This window comes from Butyrivibrio sp. MC2013 (assembly GCF_000424585.1).
Classification (GTDB): domain Bacteria; phylum Bacillota; class Clostridia; order Lachnospirales; family Lachnospiraceae; genus Butyrivibrio.
This window is the reverse complement of the sequence record NZ_KE384211.1, coordinates 367,572-392,837: the sequence shown is the minus strand read 5'-3', so window position 1 is coordinate 392,837 and position 25,266 is coordinate 367,572. Positions and strand designations below refer to the sequence as shown.

The window sequence follows — 25,266 nt, the reverse complement described above, 5'->3', positions numbered from 1 at the left end:
AGAAGCTAGTGGCTGGACATTTCATACAATAGTTGGCGAGCATAGAGATGGAAACTATATATGTATACCGAACTGGAATATCGGGAGTGAACTGGCAGGACTAAGAGATGTGTTTTGGAATGAGGAGCGGCTCAAAAAGTATACGAACCTGAACCAGGATAATGCAAAAGCAATAGCAAGAGCCATTGCAGAGGCAGACAGATGGATTGAGAAATATCATAAAGAGGAGTGCGGCTGATGCCGCACAAACCTCTCCAAACTTATGACAGAAAAATGAAAAGGTTTGTGACAGCGAGTGAGAGTAAGGCTGTGACAGCGGAAGGAATTAGCAACATTATTAACAATACCGTTACTGTGACTAAGGATAGTAAAACTACGAATAACAGTGATGATTTCGATACACTGGCAAGTGGATTAAGAGGTCAGGTATATTATGTCAGGGTTCGGGTTGGGGTTAGTGATTCAACAGGCAATTGTATTTATGGACCTTGGAGCAATGTTGAAAGGGCTTCTAAAACCATATCTGTTGATGATTGATGACAATTCAGGTATGGAATACTCTTGAGTGGTATTTTAAGGCTAGAGTGTAGTCGGAAAATAATCAGTAAAAGCTTTAAAAGAGGTTGTCCTTTTGGACAACCTCTTTTAAATAAAAAAGCTGTGAAAAAATGAAAAAGGATCTCATTTTTTCACAGCGTATTATTTGAACTATAATACCAAAAGATGTGGGCAATATAGAACACCCTGTCAGATCTCTACTTTGCTGTTCTCGTCGCCCTCATCGTCGATGGTGTAGTAAGCTACGCCATTCTCAGGCTGAACATAGATGCAGATCTTCTCAGGAGATTTCTTCAGATCCTTATCATCTGTTGCATCCAGTACCTTGTCAAGAATATCAGCCAGATCGATATCTCTTCCCTGGAACTGAAGGATCAGCTCGATAGCTGTTTCTTCTTCAACTTCCTTTGCAGGAGCTTTCTTTGCTGTTGAAGGCTTCTTTGCGGCTGTAGTAGACTTCTTTGCTGTAGTTGTTTTCTTAGCTGCAGGAGTCTTTTTAGCTGCGGGTTTCTTGGTTGTTTCAGCTGCCTTGGTCTCAGCAGCTACTGTCTTTTTTACTGCCATAATCAATCCTCCCTTATTTATGCCTATATCACAGAATTAATAATCTACGTATATATATTATCACAATATCGCGCAGACGCAAATCCTGAATATACCTTATGGGTGCGGAAGCAATATAGCGATCAAAAGTCAAAATATCTAAATATTTCCCTTTATTTTAGTGAGATATTACATGTTACTCTTTGTTGACATGAAAAATCATCAAAAGCTATAATTGAATGCAGTTAAGCGGTAAACGAAAATATAAAACAGCATTAAAGGAATGCATGTAAATTAGGCAAAAAAGATCAGGTTAATCGGTAAGCTGATTTATGCTTTTACTTTGTCAGTTCTTATCTTGCCTTTTGTGCATTATGTGCTGATCATAATCTGAAATAAGTATTATGATATCCGTATTTTCGTTTATCAAAGGATCATCAACCTTTCAGGGGGGCTGATCTGATCTATTTACAAATTGAAAGGAGAGGACATGAAAAAGAGGAGCTTGTTAGGGGTACTGATAGCGGCAGTACTGGTACTGGCGCTGGCAGTGGGAGCAGTGGCTTATGGAGGTAGTAAGAAAAAAGCCGAGAATGCTCCTGACTCACTGGTCCGCAGTGAAGTTCTGAGCGAGGAAGAGGCATCAGAAGTCATTTCGGATACAGAGGAAGTGACAGAGATAGAAACGGTAGAAACATCTGAAGAAGAGGAAGAAGCTCTCGAAGATGAAGAAGAGGAAGAAGAGCTCGAGGCAGAGGATGAAGAGTCTGAAGAAGAGCTTGACGAAGTGGAAGAGACAAAGGCTGTAGCAGGTGCTACAAGGACTCTTGCAGCTGCTAAATCCACTAAAACAAGTGCAGCAAAGTCAGCTACCACTTCCAAGAAGAAAGATAAAAACGATGCCGGTAATAACGGCAACGGCAAGGGTAACAATGGAAAGGGAAACGGAAATTCCGGCAATAATGGAAATAACGGCAACGGAAATGGAAATTCCGATAATAACGGTAACAATGGAAACAATGGTAATAATGGAAACAATGGAAACGGAAATGGCAATTCCGGAAACAACGGAAATGGAAATGGCAATTCTGGAAATAATGGCAATGGTAACGGCAAGGGACATGGCAAAGATAACGGCGGTTCCGGAAACAGCGGTTCAGGCGAGGAAGTAGTACCCGGCGGTGAGGATCAGCCCGGAGACGAAGGTAATGATACACCTGAAGTCGGTTACACAGGCGACAGTGACAGAGAAGCAATTGCAAAGGGTACTATCCTTCAGGTATTTTGCTGGGATTTTAATACCATCTCTGACAATCTTGAGGCAATAGCAGATGCAGGCTACACTGCGATCCAGACTTCACCTATCCAGGCATGTCTTGATACTAATAAGACTATGACTATAGGTGGAACAGGACATTGGTATTATCATTATCAGCCTACTGATTACACAATCGGTAATTATCAGCTGGGTACAGAAGATGAATTCAAGGCTATGTGTGACAAGGCACAGAGCCTGGGCGTAAGAGTAATTGTAGACGTAGTACCCAACCACACAACTACAGATGAGAGCCAGGTTAGTCAGGCACTTATAGATGCAGTAGGTGGTAAAGAGAATCTCTTCCACGAGGAAGGACATACAGCTACATCCAATTATACAGACAGACTTTATTGCACCAGATATGAGATCGGTGGACTTCCGGATATCGATACTGAGAACAAGGACTTCCAGGACTATTTTATCGCCTTCCTTGATCAGTGTATTGCAGATGGTGCAGACGGCTTTAGATATGATTCCGCAAAGCACATAGGTCTCCCCGGCGACCCTCATCCCGAAGGCGTGGAAAATAATTTCTGGGAGAGAGTTACTACAGATATCACAGCAGCAGATAAGATCTTTAACTATGGTGAAGTACTCCAGGGTGGTAATAACAAGGTGCTGGGCGAGTATATCGATGAGATCGGCGGAGTAACAGCCAGCAGCTACGGTGCTAATATAAGGACAGCTATTGTAGGCGGCAATCTCCTGGTATCCAACCTGTCCGATTATTGCATTGGCGACAGCGCAGACCCTGACAAGCTGGTAACCTGGGTTGAATCCCATGACAACTATTACAACGACGGCAGCTGGACAGCTCTTGATGACAGAGATATCGTACTTGGATGGGCTATCATCGGTGCCAGAAAAGATGGTACACCGCTTTTCTTCTCAAGACCTCAGGGCAGCAGCAAGAGTGATGAATTCGGTACCAATATCATAGGTATCGCAGGTAATGACAACTATAAGGATCAAACGGTAGCAGCCATCAATCACTTCAGAGTAGAGATGGACGGCGAAGGTGAGAAGATGTCCAATCCTGCAGGTAATGCAGGTGTTCTCCTCATCGAGAGAGGTACTAAGGGACTGGTAGTAGTAAATGCTTCCGGTAATGATTTTACTCTTGACCAGCTTACAAGCCTTGCTGATGGCAGATATACAGACCATGCCGGTTCAGGAGCAGTATTTACAGTAACAGGCGGTGAGATATCAGGTACAGTAGCAGCTAAGTCTGCAGTAGTACTCTACGGCGCAGAAGACAGCAAGGCTATGACAGTTCATTTCTACAATGACAAGAACTGGAATGAAGTATACATGCTTGAGGATGGAGAGACAGCTCCCGGCGTGAAGATGACAGCAGATGGTGACGGCTGGTACAGAGCAGTAATTGATGTTACAGGCAAGAGTGCAGCAACAGTTTCATTTAATAACGGAGCAGGTGAGAGCAGCCAGCAGTACGAGCTTGATACTACAAAACCCGCATATATCTCAGCTTCACTTGATAAAGTATTTAATAGCAGATCAGAGCTCGAAGAAGCTCTGGGACTTAAGTCTACTACAGTACACTTCTTTAACTCGAGGAGCTGGGAGGGTGTATCAGCATATATCTATGGCGATGGCATAGGCGAACTCTTTGGCGGATGGCCCGGCAAGGCTTGCAGCAATGAAGGTGACGGCTTCTGGTCAGTAAGCATACCTCATGCTCCTGATAACAACCTGCATATCATCTTCAATAACAACGGCCAGGGTAGCCAGTCAGCTGATTTTGTAGTAAAAGATGATGTAAATGTATATTTCACAGGCGAAAATGGTAATGCATACGAGAGCAAGGATGCTGCATGGCAGGATATTGATATGGTACCCGGTACTGTAACAGTATTCTTCTATAACAACCTTGAGTGGAGTGACGTAAGTGCATATTCCTGGGGAACAGGTGAGGCACTTGGTGGTTGGCCAGGAACACATTGTACTGAAGTAGGTGACGGATGGTGGAAGGTGACTATCAATGAGAATCCTTCAATGAGCCTTAACGTGATCTTCAACAACAGTGGTGCAGGATCTCAGACCGGCAACATCCTGATCTCCAATATCACCAACAGGTACTGCTCAGCTTATGACACCAGGACTTTTGCTTCCAAGGAAGAGCTGATCCAGGCACATGCTATCACAGGCGAGACTGATGTATACTTCTACAATTCAAAAGGTTGGGAGACAGTATATGCATATCTTTGGGGCGACAGCACCGGATTTGGCAACTGGCCCGGCAAGGCTTGTACTGATCTTGGAGATGGCTGGTGGAAGGCAACAGCACCTGTTGTTCCCTCCAGCAACCTGAACATCATCTTTAATAATACAATAGGTGATCAGACTGATTCCTATATCATAAGCGATGATGAACATGTATATATCTGCATTGAAACTATTACCAAGTTCCCTTCCAGAGAAGAGCTTCTGGCCTTCCTGGGACTGGGCAACAATTCGGCTCCTGTGACAACAAGTTCAGTAACAACGCCTGCTTCACAGGCTACTGAAGTTATGCAGGAGGATACAGACAGTGACAAGGCCGCTTCTGTATCAGATAACGCAGCGTAATAACCCCATATTTGTTTAAACCCCAGAAAAGCCCCTGAGTACAGTTATGTGCCCAGGGGCTTTTCGACTGCAAATCTATGAAGTGACAAATAGTCCCGGATAGGGTAAGATTTTCAATGGGAAAAATTTTAATTAAATACGAGGGGAAAAAGGGCAAAGCTATGAAGAAACTTACAATCACTTTTAATGCTCCCGTAACTTTATGGTTCATGATCATTGCATTTGGAGCGACTCTGGCCGGTGCTATTACAGGTGGCAGGATCACAGAGGCGTTTTTTATGACTTACAGATCGTCTATGTCAGATCCTATGACCTATGTCAGATTTATCAGCTATATCTTTGGGCACAGCAGCTGGGAACACTTCCTTGGCAATGCTTCATACCTGCTCCTTCTTGGACCTATGCTGGAAGAGAAGAATGGAACAGCTACCATGCTGGAGGTCATAGGTCTTACAGCTATTGTGACAGCGGCTGTGAACTATATCTTTTTCCCCGGTGTAGGACTGTGCGGAGCCAGCGGCGTAGTATTTGCCTTTATCATGCTCTCTTCTCTTACAGGATTTAGAGAAGGTGAGCTTCCCCTGACCTTTATACTTGTGGCTGCTATATATCTGGGCCAGCAGGTATTCCAGGGTATTTTTATCAATGACAATGTATCCAATATGGGACATATCATAGGAGGCCTTGTTGGCGCTGCCATGGGCTTTTATCTTGGTAAGAACAAGAGACGCAATTAATTATCAGAAAAGGGATTTAGATCTATGTTAGCAATTTTTGTAATTGAATTTACTGTTTTTTCTTTTGTAGGCTGGCTCTGGGAGTCTGTACTCTATACTGTTTTATCCGGGAAGCTGGATAACAGGGGCTTCCTCTACGGCCCCCTATGTCCCATTTATGGTTTTGGAGCGATCATTGCAGCCAGGGTATTTGGAGGCTTTGTTGGCAGGCCTGTATTTCTCTTCTTTATATGTATGGTCAGCTCAGCGATCCTTGAATATCTGACAAGCTTTATACTGGAGAAATTCTTTGGCGCCAGATGGTGGGATTATTCTACTATTCCCTTTAATGTTCACGGACGTATCTGTCTGTCCTGTTCCATGGCTTTTGGCTTTGCAGGCGTGATCCTTTTGCCCTACGGTATACTTCCTATTATAAGTTTCATAGAGTCACTGCCTATGAATATACTGGTAAATGTGGCTATAGTGCTTGCAGGCTTTATAGGGGGCGATGTATTCCTGTCAATCGGCAATATGGTAGACCTGAACCGCTTTATTGATGACATAGAGAAAGAAGCAAAGAAAAGAAGAGATGCCGCAGGCAAGTTTGTGGATGAGCACGGCGGCAATTATCTAAGAGAAGAGGTTCTGAGCAGGGTCCCAAAGCTTAGATACAAGGAGCTCTTCTTTATCAGAAATATAGTAGGCTTTATGTCAGGCAACAGGGACAGGATTATCAGGCTCTTAAAGATATCTGTGGGCTTTCCTCTGGATGAAAAGGCAGATAAAAGCTCTGACGATGAGATAAAAGAATAAGAGGGCCGGGGCGTCAATAAATTGCTTTGACGCACACATCTTAAGGTCATTAAGAAAGGCAATATATGAAAACACCATTTTCACCCTACCTTGAGTCTATCAGGGAAAATGTAAAAACTACGGTCAATATACTGGCCGGTGATTACGATTATGTAAGTGCTCTTTGCACTGATTCAAAGGGCATAGGTATAAGTGTGTCCAAGCATGCAAGGAATATTACCAATAATACCCTTATCAATGAAAGGGGCGTGGTATTTAGAGTGTGCCGTGATAAAGGCTATTCCGAATATGCTGTGAATACTGATGACTTCTCTGATCCGGCAGCGCTGGCAGCTCTTATAAAGGACAAGATTGAGGCCCAGAGGGCCCGCTTGGGAGATCTGGCTGTGAAATATTATGATACAGATCTGATAGATGATACAAGGCTTGAATTCTTTGGCCAGAAGGAATGTGAGATACTGCCCGAAGAAGCGGATGTTACAGCGCTTGCAGACAGGCTAAAGAAGCTGTCAGATGAGGGCCTCGCTATGAGTAAGGATATGGTGGATCTCTTTACGAGATTCTCATCTACTCACATATCCAAGATGTTCATTAGTCCCGGTCGTGACCTGAGACAGGCCTATTGTGTCAGTGAAGGCAGTCTCATGCCCTTTGTGAACAGGGACGGCAAAAACAAAGACGAATACGTTTCTGTGTCCGGTGATGTGGGTGCAGAGCTTATAGATGAGCTGGAAGGAAGGCTGAAAGAGGCTGTAGAAGCAGCAGTAGAGCTTCTTGATGCTACAGCTATCAAGCCCGGAGAGTATGAAGTCATCACTGATCCTGAGGTTACAGGCCTTATCGCTCACGAAGCCTTTGGCCATGGTGTAGAGATGGATATGTTCGTAAAGAACAGAGCACTGGGTAAGAGCTATGTTGGTAAGCGAGTAGGCTCTGAGCAGGTGACCATGCATGAGGGCGCCCTGTGCATCGAGGATGTAGCCAGCTATTTCTTTGATGATGAAGGTGTGATGGCAGGAGATGTAACAGAGATCGATAAGGGCATATTAAAGTCCGGTATCTGTGACAGCCTTAGCGCATTGAGACTGGGCACAGCTCCAACAGGCAATGGCAAGAGGGAGCGCTTCTCACATAAGGTATATACCAGGATGACCAATACTATATTTGACTCCGGTGAATATAGCAAGGAAGAGATGATCTCTTCTGTGAAATATGGATATCTTCTGGAAGGCGCCAGGTCCGGTATGGAAGATCCAAAGCACTGGGGTATCCAGTGTATTGTCCAGAGAGGACGAGAGATAAAGGATGGCAAGCTCACAGGCAAGGTGGTATCCCCTATTATCATGACAGGCTATGTGCCTGACCTTCTGGGCAATATCAGTATGTGCTCAAGTGACAGGAAGAGCTTTGGTTCCGGAGCCTGCGGCAAGGGCTATAAGGAATGGGTCAAGGTATCTGATGGAGGCCCGTATCTGAAAACAATTGCAAGATTGGGATAGAATGACATAGAAGTGCATCCATGCACTTCTGAGCATGTCGGGATATATCCATATATCATGACATAGAAGTGCATCCATGCACTTCTGAGCATGTCAAGATATATCCATATATCATGACATAGAAGTGCATCCGTGCACTGGGGAGAAAAAATGTATATAGATGAAATAATAGATATCATAAAGGAATGCGGTGCTGACGCCTGGATAGTGGAAGAAAAGGCCGAGAAGAACAGCGAGTTCTACTTTATCAGGCACAGGCTGGATCAGGATAGGCTGACTGATGTAGTAAGCTACAGGGTGACTGTATTTAAGAACAGCCCTGACAAGATAACAACAGGTAAGGCTGAGGCTGTTATCAATCCCGGTGAAAATAAGGAATATCTTAAAAAGATCATATCTGAGCTTATGGACAGGGCGCTGGATGTAAAAGATAAATATTACTCTCTTAAGCCTGCAGCCAAAGATTACGATATAGATAATGGATCAGTGGCTTTGGATGCCGGTGATATATCTGCAGCTTTTGTCAGGACAATGGAATCAGTAAACGAAAGTCCAACTGCTGATATTAACAGTTATGAGGTATTTGGCGGCACAAGAAAGACCAGGATCGTGACCAGCAGCGGAGTGGATCTGACCTACGAATATCCTTCATCAATGATGGAGGCTGTAATTAATGCCAGAAATGAGGAGCATGAGATAGAGCTCTACAGGTCCTATTATCTTGGAAGCTGCGCTTCTAGTGATATCAAGGCTTCTATAGAGGAGGCCTTAAGCTGCGCAGCTGACAGGCTTATAGCAGAGCCTACTCCTGACATGCACAAGATAGACTGCGTCTTTTCAACAAAGGATGCTTGTGAGATATACAGGTATTTCCTGGATAATCTAAATGCAGCCAACATATACATGAAGCTCTGCAGATGGAAAAAAGATGCATACATTTGTGAGGGTATAACAGGGGATAAGCTGAATATAACCGCAAGACGCTTTCTTGAGAATTCATCTACCAACTGGCCCTGTGACTGTGAAGGAAGTCTCATTAAGGATACTGACCTTATGAAGGATATGAAGCCGGTGGCCTTCTGGGGCGGGACTAAATACAGTTCTTACCTGGGCGAGAAGGATGCTTTCATGGTCACTAACAGTGAATTCACAGGGGGCAGCTGCTCAGAAGAAGAGATCAGGCGTGATAATTATCTGGAAGTCATGGAATTCTCTGATTTTCAGGTAGATAGTATGACAGGTGATATTTTTGGAGAGATCAGGCTGGCATATCTGTATGAGAATGGTAAGAGACGCATATTGACCGGTGGCTCCGTATCGGGATCAATGCTCTCTTTTATGAAGACAATGAAGATGTCAAAGGATAGCATGCAGTACAATAACATGCTTATCCCTAAGCTTACAAGGCTTAAGGATGTTACCATCAACGGAGCCGGATGAAATAAGGGATCAATCTGCAGTTTATGAACCCCGCTGATGTATGCGGAAAAGCCTGCATATCTGTTCTTGATCCCTAAAGGGTAGTGCTTATGAATATTCTTAGGGAAATGATAACCAGACCTGGCAGGCTGGTAGTCCAATGTCATGATGATCCTGATCCGGATGCGCTTGCTTCCGGCCTTTTGGTATGCCGGTTTGGAGAATATTTTAACAGAAAGATCGAGTTTATATACAGCGGCAATAATCCCATCAGCAAATCCAATGCTATCAAGATGGTAGAGCTGCTTGGTATTGAGATCCGTTATGTGGCAGAGAATGAACTAAAAGATCAGGTGCCTGCTGATATATTACTGCTTGTAGACTGCAGGACCGGTCAGAAGAATGTAAAGCCCTATCCTTATAAGGAGATAGCAGTCATAGACCATCATACTATCAAGGGCGAGTATGATGCTCCGGGACTCTGTGATATCAGACCCCAGGTGGGTAGCTGTGTAGCTATCATCTGGAATCTGGTACAGCAGTGCAATAACAGCAGAGGGATGCCTCTGGGCGTATCAGATCTGGAAGCGTATCCGGGGCGCCACTATCTGGGAACAGCTCTTTATTACGGTTTGTTCATGGATACCAATGGCTTTGGTTTTGGATCCAATCTGGATAAGAGGCTCAAAAACCATCTGGAAAAGCATCAAAGCTTTGACAGTCATATTTTTAATAAGCTCAGCCGCAAGAAATACTCTCTGGATGAGATGTTCCAGATTGCCAAGATAGAGACCGGTGCTATTAAGGATACTTATCACGTCTTTAAGCTGCCGGACAAAAGTGACTATGACAGCATAGATAGCGGTAGTTATTATCCTTTTGTGAGAAAGGATCTGTCTTTTCTTATATGCTGTGGTGAGATCTGTAGTAACAGTGTGCTGGGACAGATAGCAGATGACCTGATCTCTGCAGATGATATCGATCTATGTGTGGCTTATGCCATTACTCCTGCAGGCGATCTGAGAATATCTGTGAGAAGCCATGTGGACTATGTTAGTGCTGCAGACCTTGCCTACTATATCACCGATTGCCATGGCGGAGGCCACAGCGTCAAGGCAGGAGGCACCATATCCACCAAAGAACATCCTGAACTCAGAGATACCCTTGCGGGGCCGGCTAATGTGAGAAAATACCTGACCGCCAGAATCCATGATTATCTGGATATTTATAAGATAATAGATACTGCGCCTCTTGATGGTACCTTTATCGACAAGTATTACGGCAATGAGATACTTAATTATTGCAAAAAGGACAATCTGAGATTGGGATTTGTTTTTACCGCGGATATCATACGTGACGAAGGACTGGACCATAATACCCATTTCCAGCTGGATCTGAAGCAGGATTGGGGAGACAACATATCTGTCCATAAGGCTGAGATGCAGTTTATAGAGGATATCGACAGGGATAAGGTCATCATGATAGGTATAGACGGCCGCATATATCCTCTTACCATGGTGCAGTTCCTCAACAGCTATCAGCCTACAGAAGAAGCTTTTTATGACAGAGAATGCAAAGGCCCCGAGCTGGTGAGCTCTGATACAGGCGAATCCTATGATATCATTAGGTATGCCAAGGCCTGCTACAGCAAAAAGAGTGATCCCGTGCGTGCTGTTAAGACTCATACTCAGGCATACAAGCTTCGTTCCGGATGGGGAAGGCGCTTCTATATATCCTCAAGGCCCGGAGACTATATTGTGGCTGGACAGGGCGAATACGACATCTGGCCTGTGGACGGGGAACTTTTTGACAAACTCTATGACAGGGTGTAGGAGGCAACCGGCTTTAACAATCAGAAGATGAGTGAAGACCTGGCTGAGATATACAGGATCAGTGATGCAGTCATTGGTATTTATTTAGATAGCTTGCTATCGGGAGAAAGAATTGTTCTCAAAGGATAATGACAGATTTATTTCTTTTAGATATATTCTATTAAATGGAAATTTCTGGTCCTTCTTTTGTGTAGGGGCCGGTTTCCTTTCGCTCTTTCTGGCCGGCAGAGGAATGACCCCCTCTTTGATCGGGATCTTTACTGCGGTCTTTAGTCTTTTGGCTGTGATAATACAGCCTTTATTGGGAAATCTTGCCGATCATCACTCTTTCTTTAACTGGAGGAGGATGATCGTCTTTATCTCAATCCCTGTTATGATCGGTTCTATCCTGCTCATTCCACTTAAAGGGATGATGGCAGGAGGATTTATCATGGGCATGATACTCATGCTGTCCCATGCAATAATGCCTTTTATCAGCTCAGCTGATTATTATTACAACAGCATTGGCAGAAGGACCAATTACGGCATCGCAAGGGCCATAGGCTCAGGCGGTTTTGCTCTTATGTCCTATATCATAGGTCTCTTGTCAGATTCATATGGCAGTGAAGTACTGCCTGTCATGGCCATGATATTCTCATGTATACTCATAGTGAATGCTCTTACCATGCCCTGGCTGGGCACTGCATCAGTCAAGGAACATACCAATCCGGCCTCACCAGAAGATGAAGACATCGCCGGAAATAACGCAGGTGATATGGATCAAAAAGTCACCGGCTTGGCTAATAAGACAAGTGCACCCCTTTTCCTTGCAAAGTATCCGGGCTTTAGCCTGATGCTCCTGGCTGTGCTCTTTATGTATTTCTCTCATAATACGGTGGCAACCTATCTGATCCAGGTCATTGAAGAGCTGGGCGGTGGGAGCGAAGAGCTGGGCAAGGCACTGGCTCTCCAGGCAGGAGTGGAGATCCCTGTGCTCTTTTTGATAGTACCATTAAAGAAACGTCTGGGCGTTGATAAGCTTATGATAGTAGCCGGCTTTGGCTATTTGATCAAGGCTATTCTCTATGCGTCCTCTTATAGCATTACCTTTATCTATATCAGTCAGCTGGGGCAGATGCTCAGCTTTGCCATCCTGGCGGGAGCCTCGGTATATTACACTGCAAAGCATATCGATGCTCAGGATCAGGTCACTGGTCAGGCCTTCATGACCAGCATGATGGCTGCAGGCGCAGTGCTGGGATCACTGGCCGGCGGCTGGATCATCGACTATATGGGTATCAGGGCCATGCTCATATTCAATGTCTTTGTAGCGGCAATTGCTGCGGTACTGACTCTTGTATCCCATTTCGCAGGTAAAAGAATTACCAGCCGCAAATAATCTAAATGGCCTATTTGCATACATTCTTGGATATTTTATCCAAGAATGTATATTTCTTTAAGACTTCTTTAAGCTTTGAATGTTAGGATGAAATAGTATTATTATGTCAAAAAATTAACATGGATATGATATTATTATACAGGTATCACTATATAATGTAATTAATGAAGTAAGGATACTTGCAAATAATCAGGAAACACAAGGGGGAGGAAACAAATATGAGAAAACGATTGCTGGCTCTGTTCCTGAGCCTGTCATGTTCCATGACGTCCTTGTCTGCACTGGCATCATTTCCCGCAAGCACAGCTTATGCTGCTGAGGTTGTAAATGAGTATTCTGCAGATGATCTCACTGATGAAAATGGAATGATCACCTATGAGGATGGGGACGAGTTGCCCTATTCCGAAGGCATGGGTGCAGTAGAAGATGACTCTTCTGTATCAGAAGGAGAGGCTGCAGATGACTCTGAGCAGGTCACAGTAGAGCCTGACGAGGAAACTGCAGATGATATCTCAATTGACGATACTGATAAAGTAGCAGATGGATCATCTGATGAGGATGATGCAAATGCGGAGTTTACTTCTGTATCAGATAATTCACTTGGACAGGGCGAGAGACTTCCCGGCGGAGACTACCTGGAATATCTGGGCGATGGCAATTACAGATATACAGATTTTGATGATAATGAATGGGATCTCACATCTGATGACCCTGAATTTCAGAAATACTACGGCGATAGAATTAATGAAGATGGTACAGTTAAGATCGCATCTGTTCAGAGAGCAGATAAGTCTACCGACCTCTTTGCTGCACAGTCAGCTCTTGGCGACTTCAGCAGCGGCTTTGGTACTACTGAAGCCCTGAGGAACAGAAGCCATACCAATGGTATAGATGTATCTAAGCATCAGGGTAATATTAATTGGGGACAACTTAAGAATCTTGGCGTTGATTTTGCCATAATCAGAGCCGGTTATAGAGGCACAGATCAGGGAAGTCTTAATCCCGATGAGAAGTATGCTGCTAATATTTCAGGCGCAAGAAGCGCAGGTGTCAGAGTAGGTGTATATTTCTTCTCACAGGCTGTCAATGTAAGTGAAGCTGTTCAGGAAGCTGATTTTATGTGTGGTTTAACAGAAAATACAGCAACTGACCTTCCTTATTTCATAGATTTTGAGTATTCAGGAAACGGAAGACTTGCCAAAGCAAAGCTTAATGCACAGCAGCAGACAGAGATCGTAAATGCATTCTGCGCACGAGTAAAAGCAAATGGACATGCTGCAGGTGTATATGCCAATAAGTCCATGCTCAACAGTGGTCTTATGGCTACAAGCATTCCTGCTGAGTATAAGATCTGGCTTGCTCATTTCACACAGAATACCGACTATACAGGAAGATTTGATCTCTGGCAGTATTCCAGCAGATGTGAAGCTTTTGGCGGAGCCATCAGCTCTCAGTACTGTGATGTTAACTTTTTATATGGACCCAGCTTTACTGCAAAGATAAACAATACCAAACTGTCTCTTTCAGCAGATAGACAGGTTACAGTCAGTGGTAAGAAGTATCCTGCTAAAGCTATGATCACCCCTACTATATCCGGTGGAAAGCTAAGCGAGTTTACGATCACACATAAGTCTTCTAATGTTGCTGTTGCAACTACTTCAACTGTTACTAATGGTGTAGAAGTTAATCCTAAAGGTATTGGTGAAGCGAAGATCACTATTTCCGCTGTATACAATAAAACAGGCGAAAAATTTGAAAAATCCTTTAAGGTATATGTCTACGATAAGCTTACAAGCGATAAGATAGTATTCAAGGATAAGAGAAGATTTGAATATGACGGTACAAGCAGGAATCCTTCTGCCATTGTAGACTTCACTAAGATCAGTGATTCACATTTGAAGAAAGTTATTGAAGATAATATAACTCTTAACTTTGTAGATTCCAAAGGCAACAAGAAGAGTTCTGTAAAAAATGTGGGCAAGTACAAGTTACTTGTAAAAGGTAAAAATTATCTTGTCGGCTCATTGACATTGCCTACAGGTTCTGAAGCATGGGCATTGGAGATATTACCGAGAAATCTGAAATATCACTATGACTATGATGATGTAAAAGTTAAGCGTGAAGACAATATGGAATATAGCAATAATCTAGAAGCTGTCTTCACTATAACTGATTATCTTAAGGTCGATGGAAAATTTAAGAATGTAGAACTTAAATACGGAGTTGACTATAAGTTTGACGATAATAATTGTTATACCACTTTTGAAAAAAACGAAAAAGGTGAAATGATATGTACAATCTACGCTGCTGTAGAGGGTATAGGAAATTACTGTGACACAATACCGGATCTTACTGCAGTAATGACTCCCGGCGCAATAAGCGCAGACATGGTAGTGAAGATTCCTGATTTTATCTACAATGGCAAGGCACTGACCAAGGCTGATATTGAAAATGTCATCAAAGTATATGATGCAGGTAAGGAACTGAAGCTTGGAGAAGATTACGTAGTAAATGATGACTTAAAGCCTGTGTATGCTGATACAGTAAACGGTAATCCCGGCCAGTATCAGATATCAATTACCGGACTTGAGAATAAGGGCTTTAACGGTAATGCTCTTATCGTATTTAATATTGCTCCAAAGTCTCTGGCAGGCAGCGGCATAACAGTAGAGCCTGTTCAGAACTATACTTATACAGGTCTTGCTATTGAACCTGATGATATCGTTATCAAGGCTCAACTTGCAGATGAAACTGTCACTCTTAATGAAGGAGTGGACTATAAGCTTAGTTTTACAAAGAATATCAAATGTGGTACAGCTCAGTTTACAGCAACAGGTATTGGCAAATATAAGGGAACTGTTAAGGGTTCATTTATCATTGAGGCCAATGACATTGATAATGTAAGCGTAGATCATGGCAATGAGCAGATAATAGGTGCTGCTCCTGAAGGAGAAGAGACAGGAGAGAGCAGTCTGGAAATTCAATATACAGGTAAGGCTCTTAAGCCTTCATTTGCTCTGTATTTTGATGGCAGGAAGCTTCCCACATCTCTTTATACAGTTAAGTATGAGAACAATGTTCAGGCAGGCCTGGCAAAAGTAACACTGACAGGTAAGTCCCAGTACAAAGGCAGCAGAAGCTTTACCTTCAGGATTCTTCCTAAGGATATCTCTCTTAGTAAAGGTATGAAATATGGCCTTATATCCAAGGCGGCTTATAAGAGTGGTGCGGGCATTAGTGCTCTTCCTGAAGTGACTTATAATGGCAAGAAGCTGAGCATTAAGTCCGGCTCTGATGAAGCGCAGCTTAGAATACGTTATATAAAGAATGAGGATTATGTAGGAAGTACAGCATCAGCCGCCGAATTATGGGATGCTGCTGTAGATACAGTAGTTGATGCAGGCAGCTATAATGCCATCATAAGGGGTAACGGCAATTATACAGGATTCTATGTATATACCAAGGCATTCTCCGTATCCAGAAAGAATCTGGATAGCAAGATGCTGATCTTGAGAGAGAGTATATATGCTTACTCGGGCGAAGAGCTCACAGCTAAGCTGGAACTTGTAGATGGAAATAATACACTGGTAAAGGATACAGATTATACAGTTAGTTATAAGCTTAAGGGAAGCAAAGAGTCAGCTGCATCAGTGACTGCTCCCGGTAAGTATGAGCTTCTTGTAACCGGTGTGGGCAATTACAAGGGCAGCATCAAGTCTGCTATTCAGGTATATGATGGCAGCAAGACAATCCTGACAGATTCCAATACCGAACCTGTTTGGGTTAAGGATGCTGATTCTATCTATTATACAGGTAAAAAAGTCACACCTCTTAAGAGTTTGATCGTAGACGGAAGAGAGCTTAGAGCCGGGAAGGATTATTCTGCCAGCTACAAGAATAACAAAAAAGCAGGCAATGCCACAGTAACCATCACGGGTAAGGGTAACTATGTAGGTTCTGTTACAAAGAGCTTTGTGATCAAGGTCAACAACTTAAATGACCTTGATAATCCCGGATATGATGAGGTACTGCCTGATGGTGTAAGCCTGGTAGGTCATACCCGCCTGGCAGCCGGACAAAAGCCCGGTAAGGTAAAGATCGAGCATCGTGTAAACGGATTAAAGCTGCAGCTTACAGCTCCCAAGTGGTATTACACCTATAACGGAAAAGCTCAAAAGCCTTCTGTAAAAGTGAAGTACAATGGAAAGAAGCTGGCACCCAAGAAGGATTATAGTATCTCTTATGAGTACAATAATGCAGGTGAATGGGTTGGCGCTTCCTCTGCAAAGAAAGCAGGAGATTACAGAGCAGTTATTGATTTTTCAGCAGGCAGTCTTGGCAACTTTGATGGTAAGTATTATCTGAACTATAAGATAGCACAGGCTGATCTGAACTCCCTGACTGTATCTGTTCCCAAGCAGCAGTACCTGGCAGGTGAAGATGTTTCGCTTACTATGGCAGATCTTAGCTTCAAGCTGGGCAAGGTAAAGCTTAGCATAGCTGATCTTGAAGGCGTGGATATTGCTTCCTATGGAGACAATAGAAGTAGCCGCACCAATAAGAATTCAAAAGATACATATGTTGAGCTTAGATCCGATGGCAGCGCTAACTTCCTGGGAACAACTGAAGGAAAGAAGGGTAAGATAGCAAGGTTTAGCATCGTAACCTTTGCTATGACCGATGAAGATATCAGCTATGTGGTAAATGGCAATGAAGAGAAGACCGTAAGCGGTAATTCCATTAATGTTGATAGCGGATATAGCACTGTATATAAGCACAATTCCTCTAAGGTTAACAAGGGTGTTGCCCAGTACCTTAGAAAGGAACTTAGGACTGTAAAATATAACAAAAAAGCTTATTACCTGAATGACCTTCTGGTGATCAAGCATGGTGATAAGCCGCTGGTAGAAGCTAAGGATTATATTGTCAGCTACAAGAATAACGTAAATGCAGGTACTGCCAAGGTTACTATCAAGGGTATAGGTAACTATAGCGGATCCAAGACTATTACTTTCAAGATTGTAGCAGATACGATCACCAGTCCTGAGAATCCTGCGGATGCAGTATATGTTGTAAAGAAGCTTAATAGCAAGAAAAAGCCATTTAGCTCAGCGGTATATAGCGGTAAATCCATAAAGCCTACTGTTAAACTTGTAAAGAAGGTGGGAGGTAAGGAAATAACAGTTCCTTCATCCATGTATACTGTGAAATACAGCAATAACGTAAATGTGGGTGATGCAACTGTTACAGTAACAGGTAAGAAGAACCTGAAAGGAACATTGCAGGATAGTTTCAAAATTACTCCAAAGACCAAGAATGGTGCTAAGGTCACAATGTCTGATGTAGGTACTCTCAAGCTTTCCGGAGATAAGAGACCCAGCCCTAGTGTCAAGGTAACTGTGGATGGTCGAACTCTTAAGAAGGGTGTGGATTACACCATGAGAGTAACTCTTAACTCAGATGCAAGAGATAAGACCAAGAAAAAGGGTAAGGCAGTGATCACAATTTCCGGATGTGGTAACTATGATGGTATGCTGATCTGGAAAAAGGTAGATACCAAGAGATAATGATCAAACAGTTATATATAGCTTAATAAATACAGGCTAAGCAGTATTTCTCCCTGCAGGATATGATGTCCTGCAGGGATTTTATTATGACTACTGTTTATCAGCAATGTGAATACTATAATATACCTTATGAAAAACTATTGATAATATAGTAAATGCGATATAATTATACTGGTACAAGCAGACAAGTGAGGGGATAAGATAATCATGCTGAAAATCTATTATGGAGATTTAGAATCAAATAGCTATATTTTTAATCCTGATATATTTTTCAACAATAGCTATGAGGATGAGTGGATAACTGATCCTATTTCGGTTCAGATGATAAAGGATATAGATAAATCTGATGTAATTGGACCTAAGGTTATAGACAGTCCATTTCTTGGATCCATTCCTGTTGAAAGATTGTCAGGTGGAGTTAAGACTTTAATTCTTATGAATAATGACTCCGAACATATTTTTAATGCTTCTGCATGCGGAGATAATTGTGCAAAGTGGATTTTGAAGATTGCGAATAAAAAAGATCTTACAATAAGATTAGGATATTTGATGGATTTTGGAACAGATGATTTTGATATTGAAATATTGAATCTTGGAAAGATTGTTCATAATAGACGTGAATTAGCTGAATCGGTACTGGATAATCATTTAATTTAAAGTGAGAGATATATGGTAGGAAAATACGATATTGAAATATATAACAACAAAGTTCACTATTTCCTCACAGTAAAAAGGAATATAACTATTCTTCAGGGAGATAGTGCCAGTGGCAAAACAGAGCTCATAAGACTTATAGGTGAATACGAAGCTAACGGTAATTCATCAGGTATTACAATAAAGTGTGATAAAAAGTGTACTGTTCTTACAAATGTTGACTGGGTATTGAGATTATCTTCACTTAGTCAAAGTATCATTTTTATCGATGAAACTGCATCTTTTCTTAAAGAGACAAAGTTTGCTGAAATGGTTAGAGGGTCAGATAACTATTTTGTTATTGTAAGCAGGGATGACCTTGCACTACTTCCTTATAGTGTTGAAGAGATATATGGGCTTAGAGATGTATCAGGTTTATCAAAATATAACACTTATAAAAAAGTTTATAATGAGATGTATAAGCTTTATAACCTGTCTGACGTGTGTAATAAAGTCAACCCAGGGCTTGTCATAACCGAGGATTCTAATTCCGGATATGAGTTCTATAAACAGATATATGGTGGAAATTGCGAGTCTGCCGGTGGTAAGAGTAAGGTATACGACCGGATAAGAAATAGTAATAAGGAAAGTATTCTTGCAATAGTTGATGGCGCGGCATTTGGCCCCGATGTTGGCAAACTTATGAGATATCTTTCTGCAACAGGTAAGAAATGTGTATTGTTTGCACCCGAGTCATTTGAATATCTTATATTGAAGGCTGATATTATTGATGTTCCTAAAGCTGTTTTAGAGGAAACCTATAATTATGCAGATAGCAATAAATTCCTGAGTTGGGAAGAGTTTTACACGGATTTCCTGGTACAGAATACTCAGAGAACGGTCTTTAGATATGGAAAAGCAAAGTTAAATGAAAATTATAAGGCGCCTAAGATTATTGATAAGATAAAGAATATTATGCCTGAGCAAATAATAAGCTCCCGTAATTAGTTGCAAAAGAATCGCAGGGCCCTTGCGAGCGGCCACTGCTTTGCGGCTGTTTTTTAGCCGCTTAGCAGTGCTGCCAGCGAGCAGGAGCGAGAGCGTGCCCCAGATCTTTTGCACTAATACGGGAGCTGTTATTTTAGGCGAATTTCTTAATCAGCTCACATAATGCCGCAGTCTGCTCCTTGGTTACAGCCCAGGAAGGACAGAAGCGGATGATGCTGCTGTTCTCATCATATTTTTCCATGTAGCCATATTCTGCATATTCGGAAAGCTCAGCCATCTTGTCATTGTTTATTACGAAGAAGACCTGGTTGGTGGGAGAGTCTATGTAGATGTGATAACCATTATCCTTTAATGCTGCTGTGATGGCTTCAGCAGATTCAATAGCTGCCCTTCCGATCTCATCATAGAGACCATCTGTGAAGAGCGCATCGAACTGCACTCCCAGAAGGCGTCCCTTGGCCAGGAGTGCTCCGTGCTGCTTGATCATGGTAAAGAAGTGAGGGATAAAGCCCTTCTTGGGTATAACTACAGCTTCACCGTTTAAGCAACCACATTTGGTGCCGCCGATGTAGAAGACATCACAGTATCTTGCAATATCAGGGAGAGTTACGTCATTTGCGGAGCTTGCCAGAGCATAAGCAAGTCTTGCTCCGTCCAGGTAGAGAGCGATATCATATTTGTCACATACTGCTCTTAGCTCTTTGAGCTCGGAGAGAGAATAGAGAGTGCCGTATTCTGTGGGCTGGGAGATGTATACCATGCCCGGCATGATCATATGCTCATGATTGGCATCATCATAGTAATCCTTGGAGAGCTTCTCCACCTGGGCAGCTGTAAGCTTGCCGTCTTTAGAAGGAACTGTGAGAACCTTATGGCCTGCATATTCTATGGCACCTGCCTCGTGTACTGCTATGTGGCCTGTATCTGCAGCTATTACTCCCTGATATTTTCTAAGTACGCAGTCTATTACAGTCTGATTGGTCTGGGTTCCACCGGAGAGAAAGTATACTTCCCCGCCTGGGCATTCGCAGGCCTTCAGGATCTTGTCTTTGGCGCTTTGACAAAAAGGATCTTCTCCGTATCCCTGTACAGATACCATGTTGGTCTTTACAACGGCCTCTAATACCTTAGGATGAGCGCCTTCCATATAATCTGATGTGAAATGCAGTTTTTCTTTTTCCATAGCTTCCTCTCATTTTATTTTTAGATGATCTTTGAGAAACATGTGTTTACATAGTGTTTCGTAAGACATTTATATTCTAATCCATACCGTTATTTTGTAATAGTACCTTTTATCTATTGAGATGAAAGAAATACGTATTTGAGCAATTTTACTGTTTAGTGTATGAACATCCATATCTGAGTAGTTTCTTATACAGACATTAACTTTCTAAAAATAATATTAAATACAATATAGTATATTGCATAACTGAATAGCATGTGCTACAGTGTTCTTAATGAATGAATAATAAATCCAAGAGCACTTGGATAGAAAGGACCGCCATGAATCCACAGTTTAAGAAAGGCGCATTGGAATTATGCGTGCTATCCCTCTTAAGAGATGGAGACCGATACGGTTATGAACTGACTGATCAGATCTCAAACAAGATGATGGTAAGCGCCGGGACCTTGTATCTGATATTAAAGAGGCTAAAGGATGCGGGATATCTGGATACTTACCTGGTGGAATCCCAGTCAGGGCCGGCCAGGAAGTATTATCATCTGACTCCTACAGGAAGAGAGTACGGGGATGAGCTAAAGAAAGAGTGGCTTGATTTTGTTGAGAAGGTAGGTGAGCTGATATGACAAGAAGGGAATATATGGACAGTGTAAAAGCCAAGCTGTCTAACTGTTCTGAGGAGTTTGCACAGGATATCCTCTCTGCCTTCGAAGAGCATTTTGAAGAGGGGATAAAGGAAGGCAGAACAGAAGAAGAGATCATCAGAGAACTGGGTGATGTGGACAATGTCCTTGATGATCTGACTGAGTTTGGAAGTTTTGAAGAGGAAAAGAAAAGCTCCGGTAAGAAGATAGATATCGACCTGGATTTTGATTTCGATTTTGATAATCTGGGATCTACCATCTCCCGTATAGTACATGATGATGTCATGCAGAATATGAAGAATATCATCAGAGAGACCATAAGATTCGGAAGCAACCAGGGTGAGCGCTTCTATAGATCAGGTGGGGATGAAGAGATCATTAGCCAGGACGAGATCACAGATATAGCGGGAATCACAGATCTGGTAGTGGACGGAGCAAGCCTGGATATCAATATCAGAGAAGGAGACAGACTAAGCTACTGTTATTCACATCCATCGTCTGCTGCTGATATCCGGGTGACAAGGCAGGGCTCTGTTATCAGGCTTAGCAGAAAAAATGAAGACATCTCCCTGAAGGGAATAGTGACCAGGGGACTGGCCGGAAGAATGGAACTGACTGTGCCTGCTCAGATCACCAGAGTAAAGATAGGCAATGGATCAGGTGATCTGGATGTGTATAAGCTCAGCCTGTCCAGGCTCATAGTACATACAGGAGCCGGGGATCTGACTGTTAAGGACTCTACTATCAGTAACCTGGATCTTAAATCCGGTGCAGGTGACTGCAAGGTTAGTGATTCAGAGATAGGCTTTCTCTATGCCGAATCCGGTACCGGAGATCTGACCCTGGATAGCAATATCACAGGCCTTAGCATTAAGACAGCTTCAGGAGATATCCTGGTCAGCAGTATAGGACAGATAGACAATTATGATATCCGTACAGCATCAGGAGATGTGACGCTAGAGCTCTCGGATACAGAATTTGTGCTTAGGCACAAGGCTGTGACCGGTGATATAGATTCCAAGTATACAATAGTCCGTGAGAACGGCGTAAATGTGATCCGTAACGGACAAAAAGGCACTATCAACATCAGACTGGCAACAGGCGACACTACAATTAGATAACATATATGAAAATGGAGGAAAAGAATATGGAAAACATCACAATTGAAGCAATCGAAAAGGTTATTGACGAGACAGGCGTGGATTTCAAGACAGCAAAGAAGGCTTTGGAGCAGACAGGTGGAGTAGCAGAGGATGCTATCAAGTACCTGACTCCTGACAGCGACAACAAAGAGAGCCAGGATCTGGTTTCAAAGCTCAAGGAGAAGATTGAGGAAGGTAATGTGGCTAAGGTCCAGATCAGAAGAAAGGATGAGATACTTCTGTCAGTACCTGTAAATGTAGGTATTATCGGAGGCGTTGTAGGTGTTACTGCAGCACCCTGGGCATTTATCGGCGCTGCAATTGCAGCATTTGGCTTTGGCTGCGTGCTGGAGATCGTCAAGAAGGATGGAACAGTAGATAAGATCACCGGATCTGATGATTAAATAAAATTTATGACATAGAAGTGCATCCTTGCACTTCTGAACATGTCAATATACATCCATGTATAAACGACATAGAAGTACATCCTTGCACTTCAGAGGCGCCATTTAGCAGTAATGATTGCTGTTAAATGGCGCCTCTTTTTGCTATATTAGAAATGATAAAAAACTACGTTATAGAGGAGGAAGATGTCATGGCAGCAACATTACTTTATCAGGGACATGGTAGCATAAGAATTGTTACAGGAGAAGGAAAAGTAATCTATCTTGATCCATTTATGGGAGATGGCTATGATCTTCCTGCGGATCTTATCTTGATGACCCACGGGCACTATGATCACACCCAGATGGACCTCATCAGCAGCAAAAATGAGGGATGTACTCTCATCAAATGGTCTGATGCCTTAAAGAATGGAAAGTATCAGAATTATGACCTTGCTTTTGTGTCTGTTGAAGCGGTGGAAGCAGGTTATAACAAAAACCATAATGTTTCAGAATGTGTAGGATTTATACTGACATTCTCTGATGGCATAAAGGTATACTTTTCCGGTGATACATCTACTACGCCTTCAATGGCCTCTTTTGCAGACAGAAAGCTGGATTACGCCTTCCTTTGCTGTGATGGGATCTATAACATGGATGTTACCGAAGCTTCTGAATGTGCAAGGACTATAGGATCCAGGCATACAATCCCTTATCATATGGAGCCGGTGAAGGATAAGAGCGGTTTTGATATAAGTGTGGCAGAGAGCTTTGATGCACCGGGAAAGATCATTCTTAAACCCGGTGAAGAACTTGTTCTGGAATAAATATGATAAGTAAAGGTATGCCCCAGGCTCACATCTGTGGCCCAGGATAATCAGAAGAGGGGAGAGAAGGGTAAGCTTTCTGTCTATGGTAAAAATGAATAATCATTTATATGACGTTGTATTATTTTTGTAACATTTCACTTGTTGTTCTTTTGGCTAAAAATAAAAATAATATAAAAAATGAGCCTGTGACCATCAAAAGAGATGAAGATCAAAAATGGCTTATTTACTGGGCTTGAGCATGATATTTTCTCGCAGAAACGTAAGAAAATAATCTGATTTACGTAACAAAACGCAAATTCTCTATTTTTTATGATTGTTTTTATGATATCTAATCTGATATTATTACGCTTGTCGTAACAAATTATAACAATTGTAAGAAAAGGAGAAGCAAGGCTATAAGACCAAATAATCTGTAAAGCTGATGCACGTTATCGACTTTACAAGCCTGCAGGGAGAATAATAATTCTTTTGAATTAGTCAGGTGAAAGATTGTTCCATTTGGGTATAGCCGGTGTTATGAATTACGTTAGTTTTATTAAAAAAGAGAACAATGTAACCGTAAATGCAGCAGGGGATATGATCAGGAGAGCTGCAAAGAAATTAGCTTTATCTATGACGGTGATATCACTTTCATCACCTTTATCTGGTCTTAATATCGCAGCTCATGCAGAAGAAGTACCCGCAGAGCAGGTAGTGGCAGAGGCTCAGACAGCTGAAGCAGCAGAAGCACAGGCTCCTGAAGGACAGGAAGCAGTAGCCGTAGGATACGCTTATGAAGCAACACCTGAAGAACTGGTGCTGATGGCCAATGTAGTAGTAAAGGAAGCAGGACCTACAGATCTGGCAGGTCAGGTTGCGGTTGCCCAGGTTATCATGAACAGAGTCATGTCACCTGCTTTCCCTAATACCATTTCAGAAGTGCTTTCACAGAAACATCAGTTCACCACCTATGCCAGTGCAGCAGCAGTTCCCGCAGAGCAGACCAGCCCTGAAGTGATCGCTGTATGTCAGGGAGTTATAAGCGGTGGACATAACGTTCTTAACAATAACTCTGTACTTTTTTTCAGAAGATACAACGGCAAGCAGACATTTAACGGAAGAAACCTTTTTGTCCTTATCGGCATGCAGGCTTTCTACGCTTGATATCATAAGTGAGAATATTAGCCATTTAACAGTGCATTTTACTGTTAAATGGCTTTTTTTCTGTTATA

General features: G+C 42.5%; 19 protein-coding genes. 17 read left to right on the top strand and 2 right to left on the bottom strand.

The features are described from left to right. Both G636_RS20705 and G636_RS0116095 read left to right on the top strand, forming a co-directional pair. The coding region (locus G636_RS20705; protein ID WP_330364041.1) for a DUF6618 family protein at positions 1-238 on the top strand (238 nt) is incomplete at its 5' end. After that, positions 238-537, top strand: coding sequence for a hypothetical protein (locus G636_RS0116095; protein WP_026508894.1), 300 nt, complete (start codon positions 238-240; stop codon positions 535-537). The genes G636_RS20705 and G636_RS0116095, both read left to right, overlap by 1 nt. 210 nt (positions 538-747) lie before the next feature. Here G636_RS0116095 and G636_RS19035 read toward each other — a convergent pair whose 3' ends face one another. Next, positions 748-1,122, bottom strand: coding sequence for a DUF6465 family protein (locus G636_RS19035; protein ID WP_051227091.1), 375 nt, complete (start codon positions 1,120-1,122; stop codon positions 748-750). Positions 1,123-1,591: 469 nt separating this feature from the next. Between G636_RS19035 and G636_RS19820 the strand changes: the two genes are divergently transcribed. From G636_RS19820 to G636_RS20700, 10 genes are all read left to right on the top strand, one after another. After that, positions 1,592-5,008, top strand: coding sequence for a starch-binding protein (locus tag G636_RS19820; RefSeq protein ID WP_051227090.1), 3,417 nt, complete (start codon positions 1,592-1,594; stop codon positions 5,006-5,008). Between the two features lie 161 nt (positions 5,009-5,169). Next, positions 5,170-5,745, top strand: coding sequence for a rhomboid family intramembrane serine protease (locus tag G636_RS0116080; RefSeq protein ID WP_026508893.1), 576 nt, complete (start codon positions 5,170-5,172; stop codon positions 5,743-5,745). A 24-nt stretch (positions 5,746-5,769) separates the two neighbouring features. Further along, a complete protein-coding gene (locus G636_RS19025; protein ID WP_051227089.1) occupies positions 5,770-6,540 on the top strand; it encodes a putative ABC transporter permease in 771 nt (256 codons plus the stop codon). 65 nt (positions 6,541-6,605) lie between these two features. Next, the gene (locus G636_RS0116070; RefSeq protein ID WP_026508892.1) at positions 6,606-8,039 is read left to right on the top strand and encodes a TldD/PmbA family protein; all 1,434 of its coding nucleotides are present in this window, start codon (positions 6,606-6,608) and stop codon (positions 8,037-8,039) included. Between the two features lie 150 nt (positions 8,040-8,189). Beyond that, on the top strand, positions 8,190-9,479 hold the full coding sequence (locus G636_RS0116065; protein WP_035779856.1) for a metallopeptidase TldD-related protein: 1,290 nt from the start codon (positions 8,190-8,192) through the stop codon (positions 9,477-9,479). 107 nt (positions 9,480-9,586) lie between these two features. Further along, positions 9,587-11,290: a DHH family phosphoesterase gene (locus tag G636_RS0116060; RefSeq protein ID WP_196803130.1), complete on the top strand. Its 1,704-nt coding sequence runs from the start codon at positions 9,587-9,589 to the stop codon at positions 11,288-11,290. 112 nt (positions 11,291-11,402) lie between these two features. Beyond that, positions 11,403-12,668: an MFS transporter gene (locus G636_RS19020; RefSeq protein ID WP_242826990.1), complete on the top strand. Its 1,266-nt coding sequence runs from the start codon at positions 11,403-11,405 to the stop codon at positions 12,666-12,668. 218 nt (positions 12,669-12,886) lie between these two features. Continuing rightward, positions 12,887-18,235, top strand: coding sequence for a GH25 family lysozyme (locus G636_RS0116050; protein ID WP_026508889.1), 5,349 nt, complete (start codon positions 12,887-12,889; stop codon positions 18,233-18,235). Between the two features lie 207 nt (positions 18,236-18,442). Beyond that, positions 18,443-18,892 carry a DUF4869 domain-containing protein gene (locus tag G636_RS0116045; RefSeq protein ID WP_026508888.1) on the top strand — a complete coding sequence of 150 codons (450 nt, stop codon included), beginning with the start codon at positions 18,443-18,445 and terminating at the stop codon, positions 18,890-18,892. A 12-nt stretch (positions 18,893-18,904) separates the two neighbouring features. Further along, positions 18,905-19,876: a hypothetical protein gene (locus G636_RS20700; protein ID WP_026508887.1), complete on the top strand. Its 972-nt coding sequence runs from the start codon at positions 18,905-18,907 to the stop codon at positions 19,874-19,876. Between the two features lie 133 nt (positions 19,877-20,009). Here G636_RS20700 and G636_RS0116035 read toward each other — a convergent pair whose 3' ends face one another. Beyond that, entirely contained in the window at positions 20,010-21,059 is a 1,050-nt protein-coding gene (locus G636_RS0116035; protein ID WP_026508886.1) for a threonine aldolase family protein, read from the bottom strand. 320 nt (positions 21,060-21,379) lie between these two features. Here G636_RS0116035 and G636_RS0116030 point away from each other — a divergent pair, with 320 nt between their 5' ends. From G636_RS0116030 to G636_RS19810, 5 genes are all read left to right on the top strand, one after another. Then, entirely contained in the window at positions 21,380-21,682 is a 303-nt protein-coding gene (locus G636_RS0116030; RefSeq protein ID WP_026508885.1) for a PadR family transcriptional regulator, read from the top strand. A 14-nt stretch (positions 21,683-21,696) separates the two neighbouring features. Continuing rightward, positions 21,697-22,821 (top strand): DUF4097 family beta strand repeat-containing protein, encoded by a 1,125-nt coding sequence (locus G636_RS0116025; RefSeq protein ID WP_196803128.1) that lies wholly within the window; start codon positions 21,697-21,699, stop codon positions 22,819-22,821. Between the two features lie 26 nt (positions 22,822-22,847). Continuing rightward, positions 22,848-23,246: a DUF4342 domain-containing protein gene (locus G636_RS0116020; RefSeq protein ID WP_026508883.1), complete on the top strand. Its 399-nt coding sequence runs from the start codon at positions 22,848-22,850 to the stop codon at positions 23,244-23,246. 191 nt (positions 23,247-23,437) lie between these two features. Further along, positions 23,438-24,052, top strand: coding sequence for an MBL fold metallo-hydrolase (locus tag G636_RS0116015; RefSeq protein WP_026508882.1), 615 nt, complete (start codon positions 23,438-23,440; stop codon positions 24,050-24,052). A gap of 519 nt (positions 24,053-24,571) precedes the next feature. Further along, positions 24,572-25,198, top strand: a complete 627-nt coding sequence (locus G636_RS19810; protein WP_155832424.1) for a cell wall hydrolase — start codon at positions 24,572-24,574, stop codon at positions 25,196-25,198. Positions 25,199-25,266: the final 68 nt, after the last annotated feature.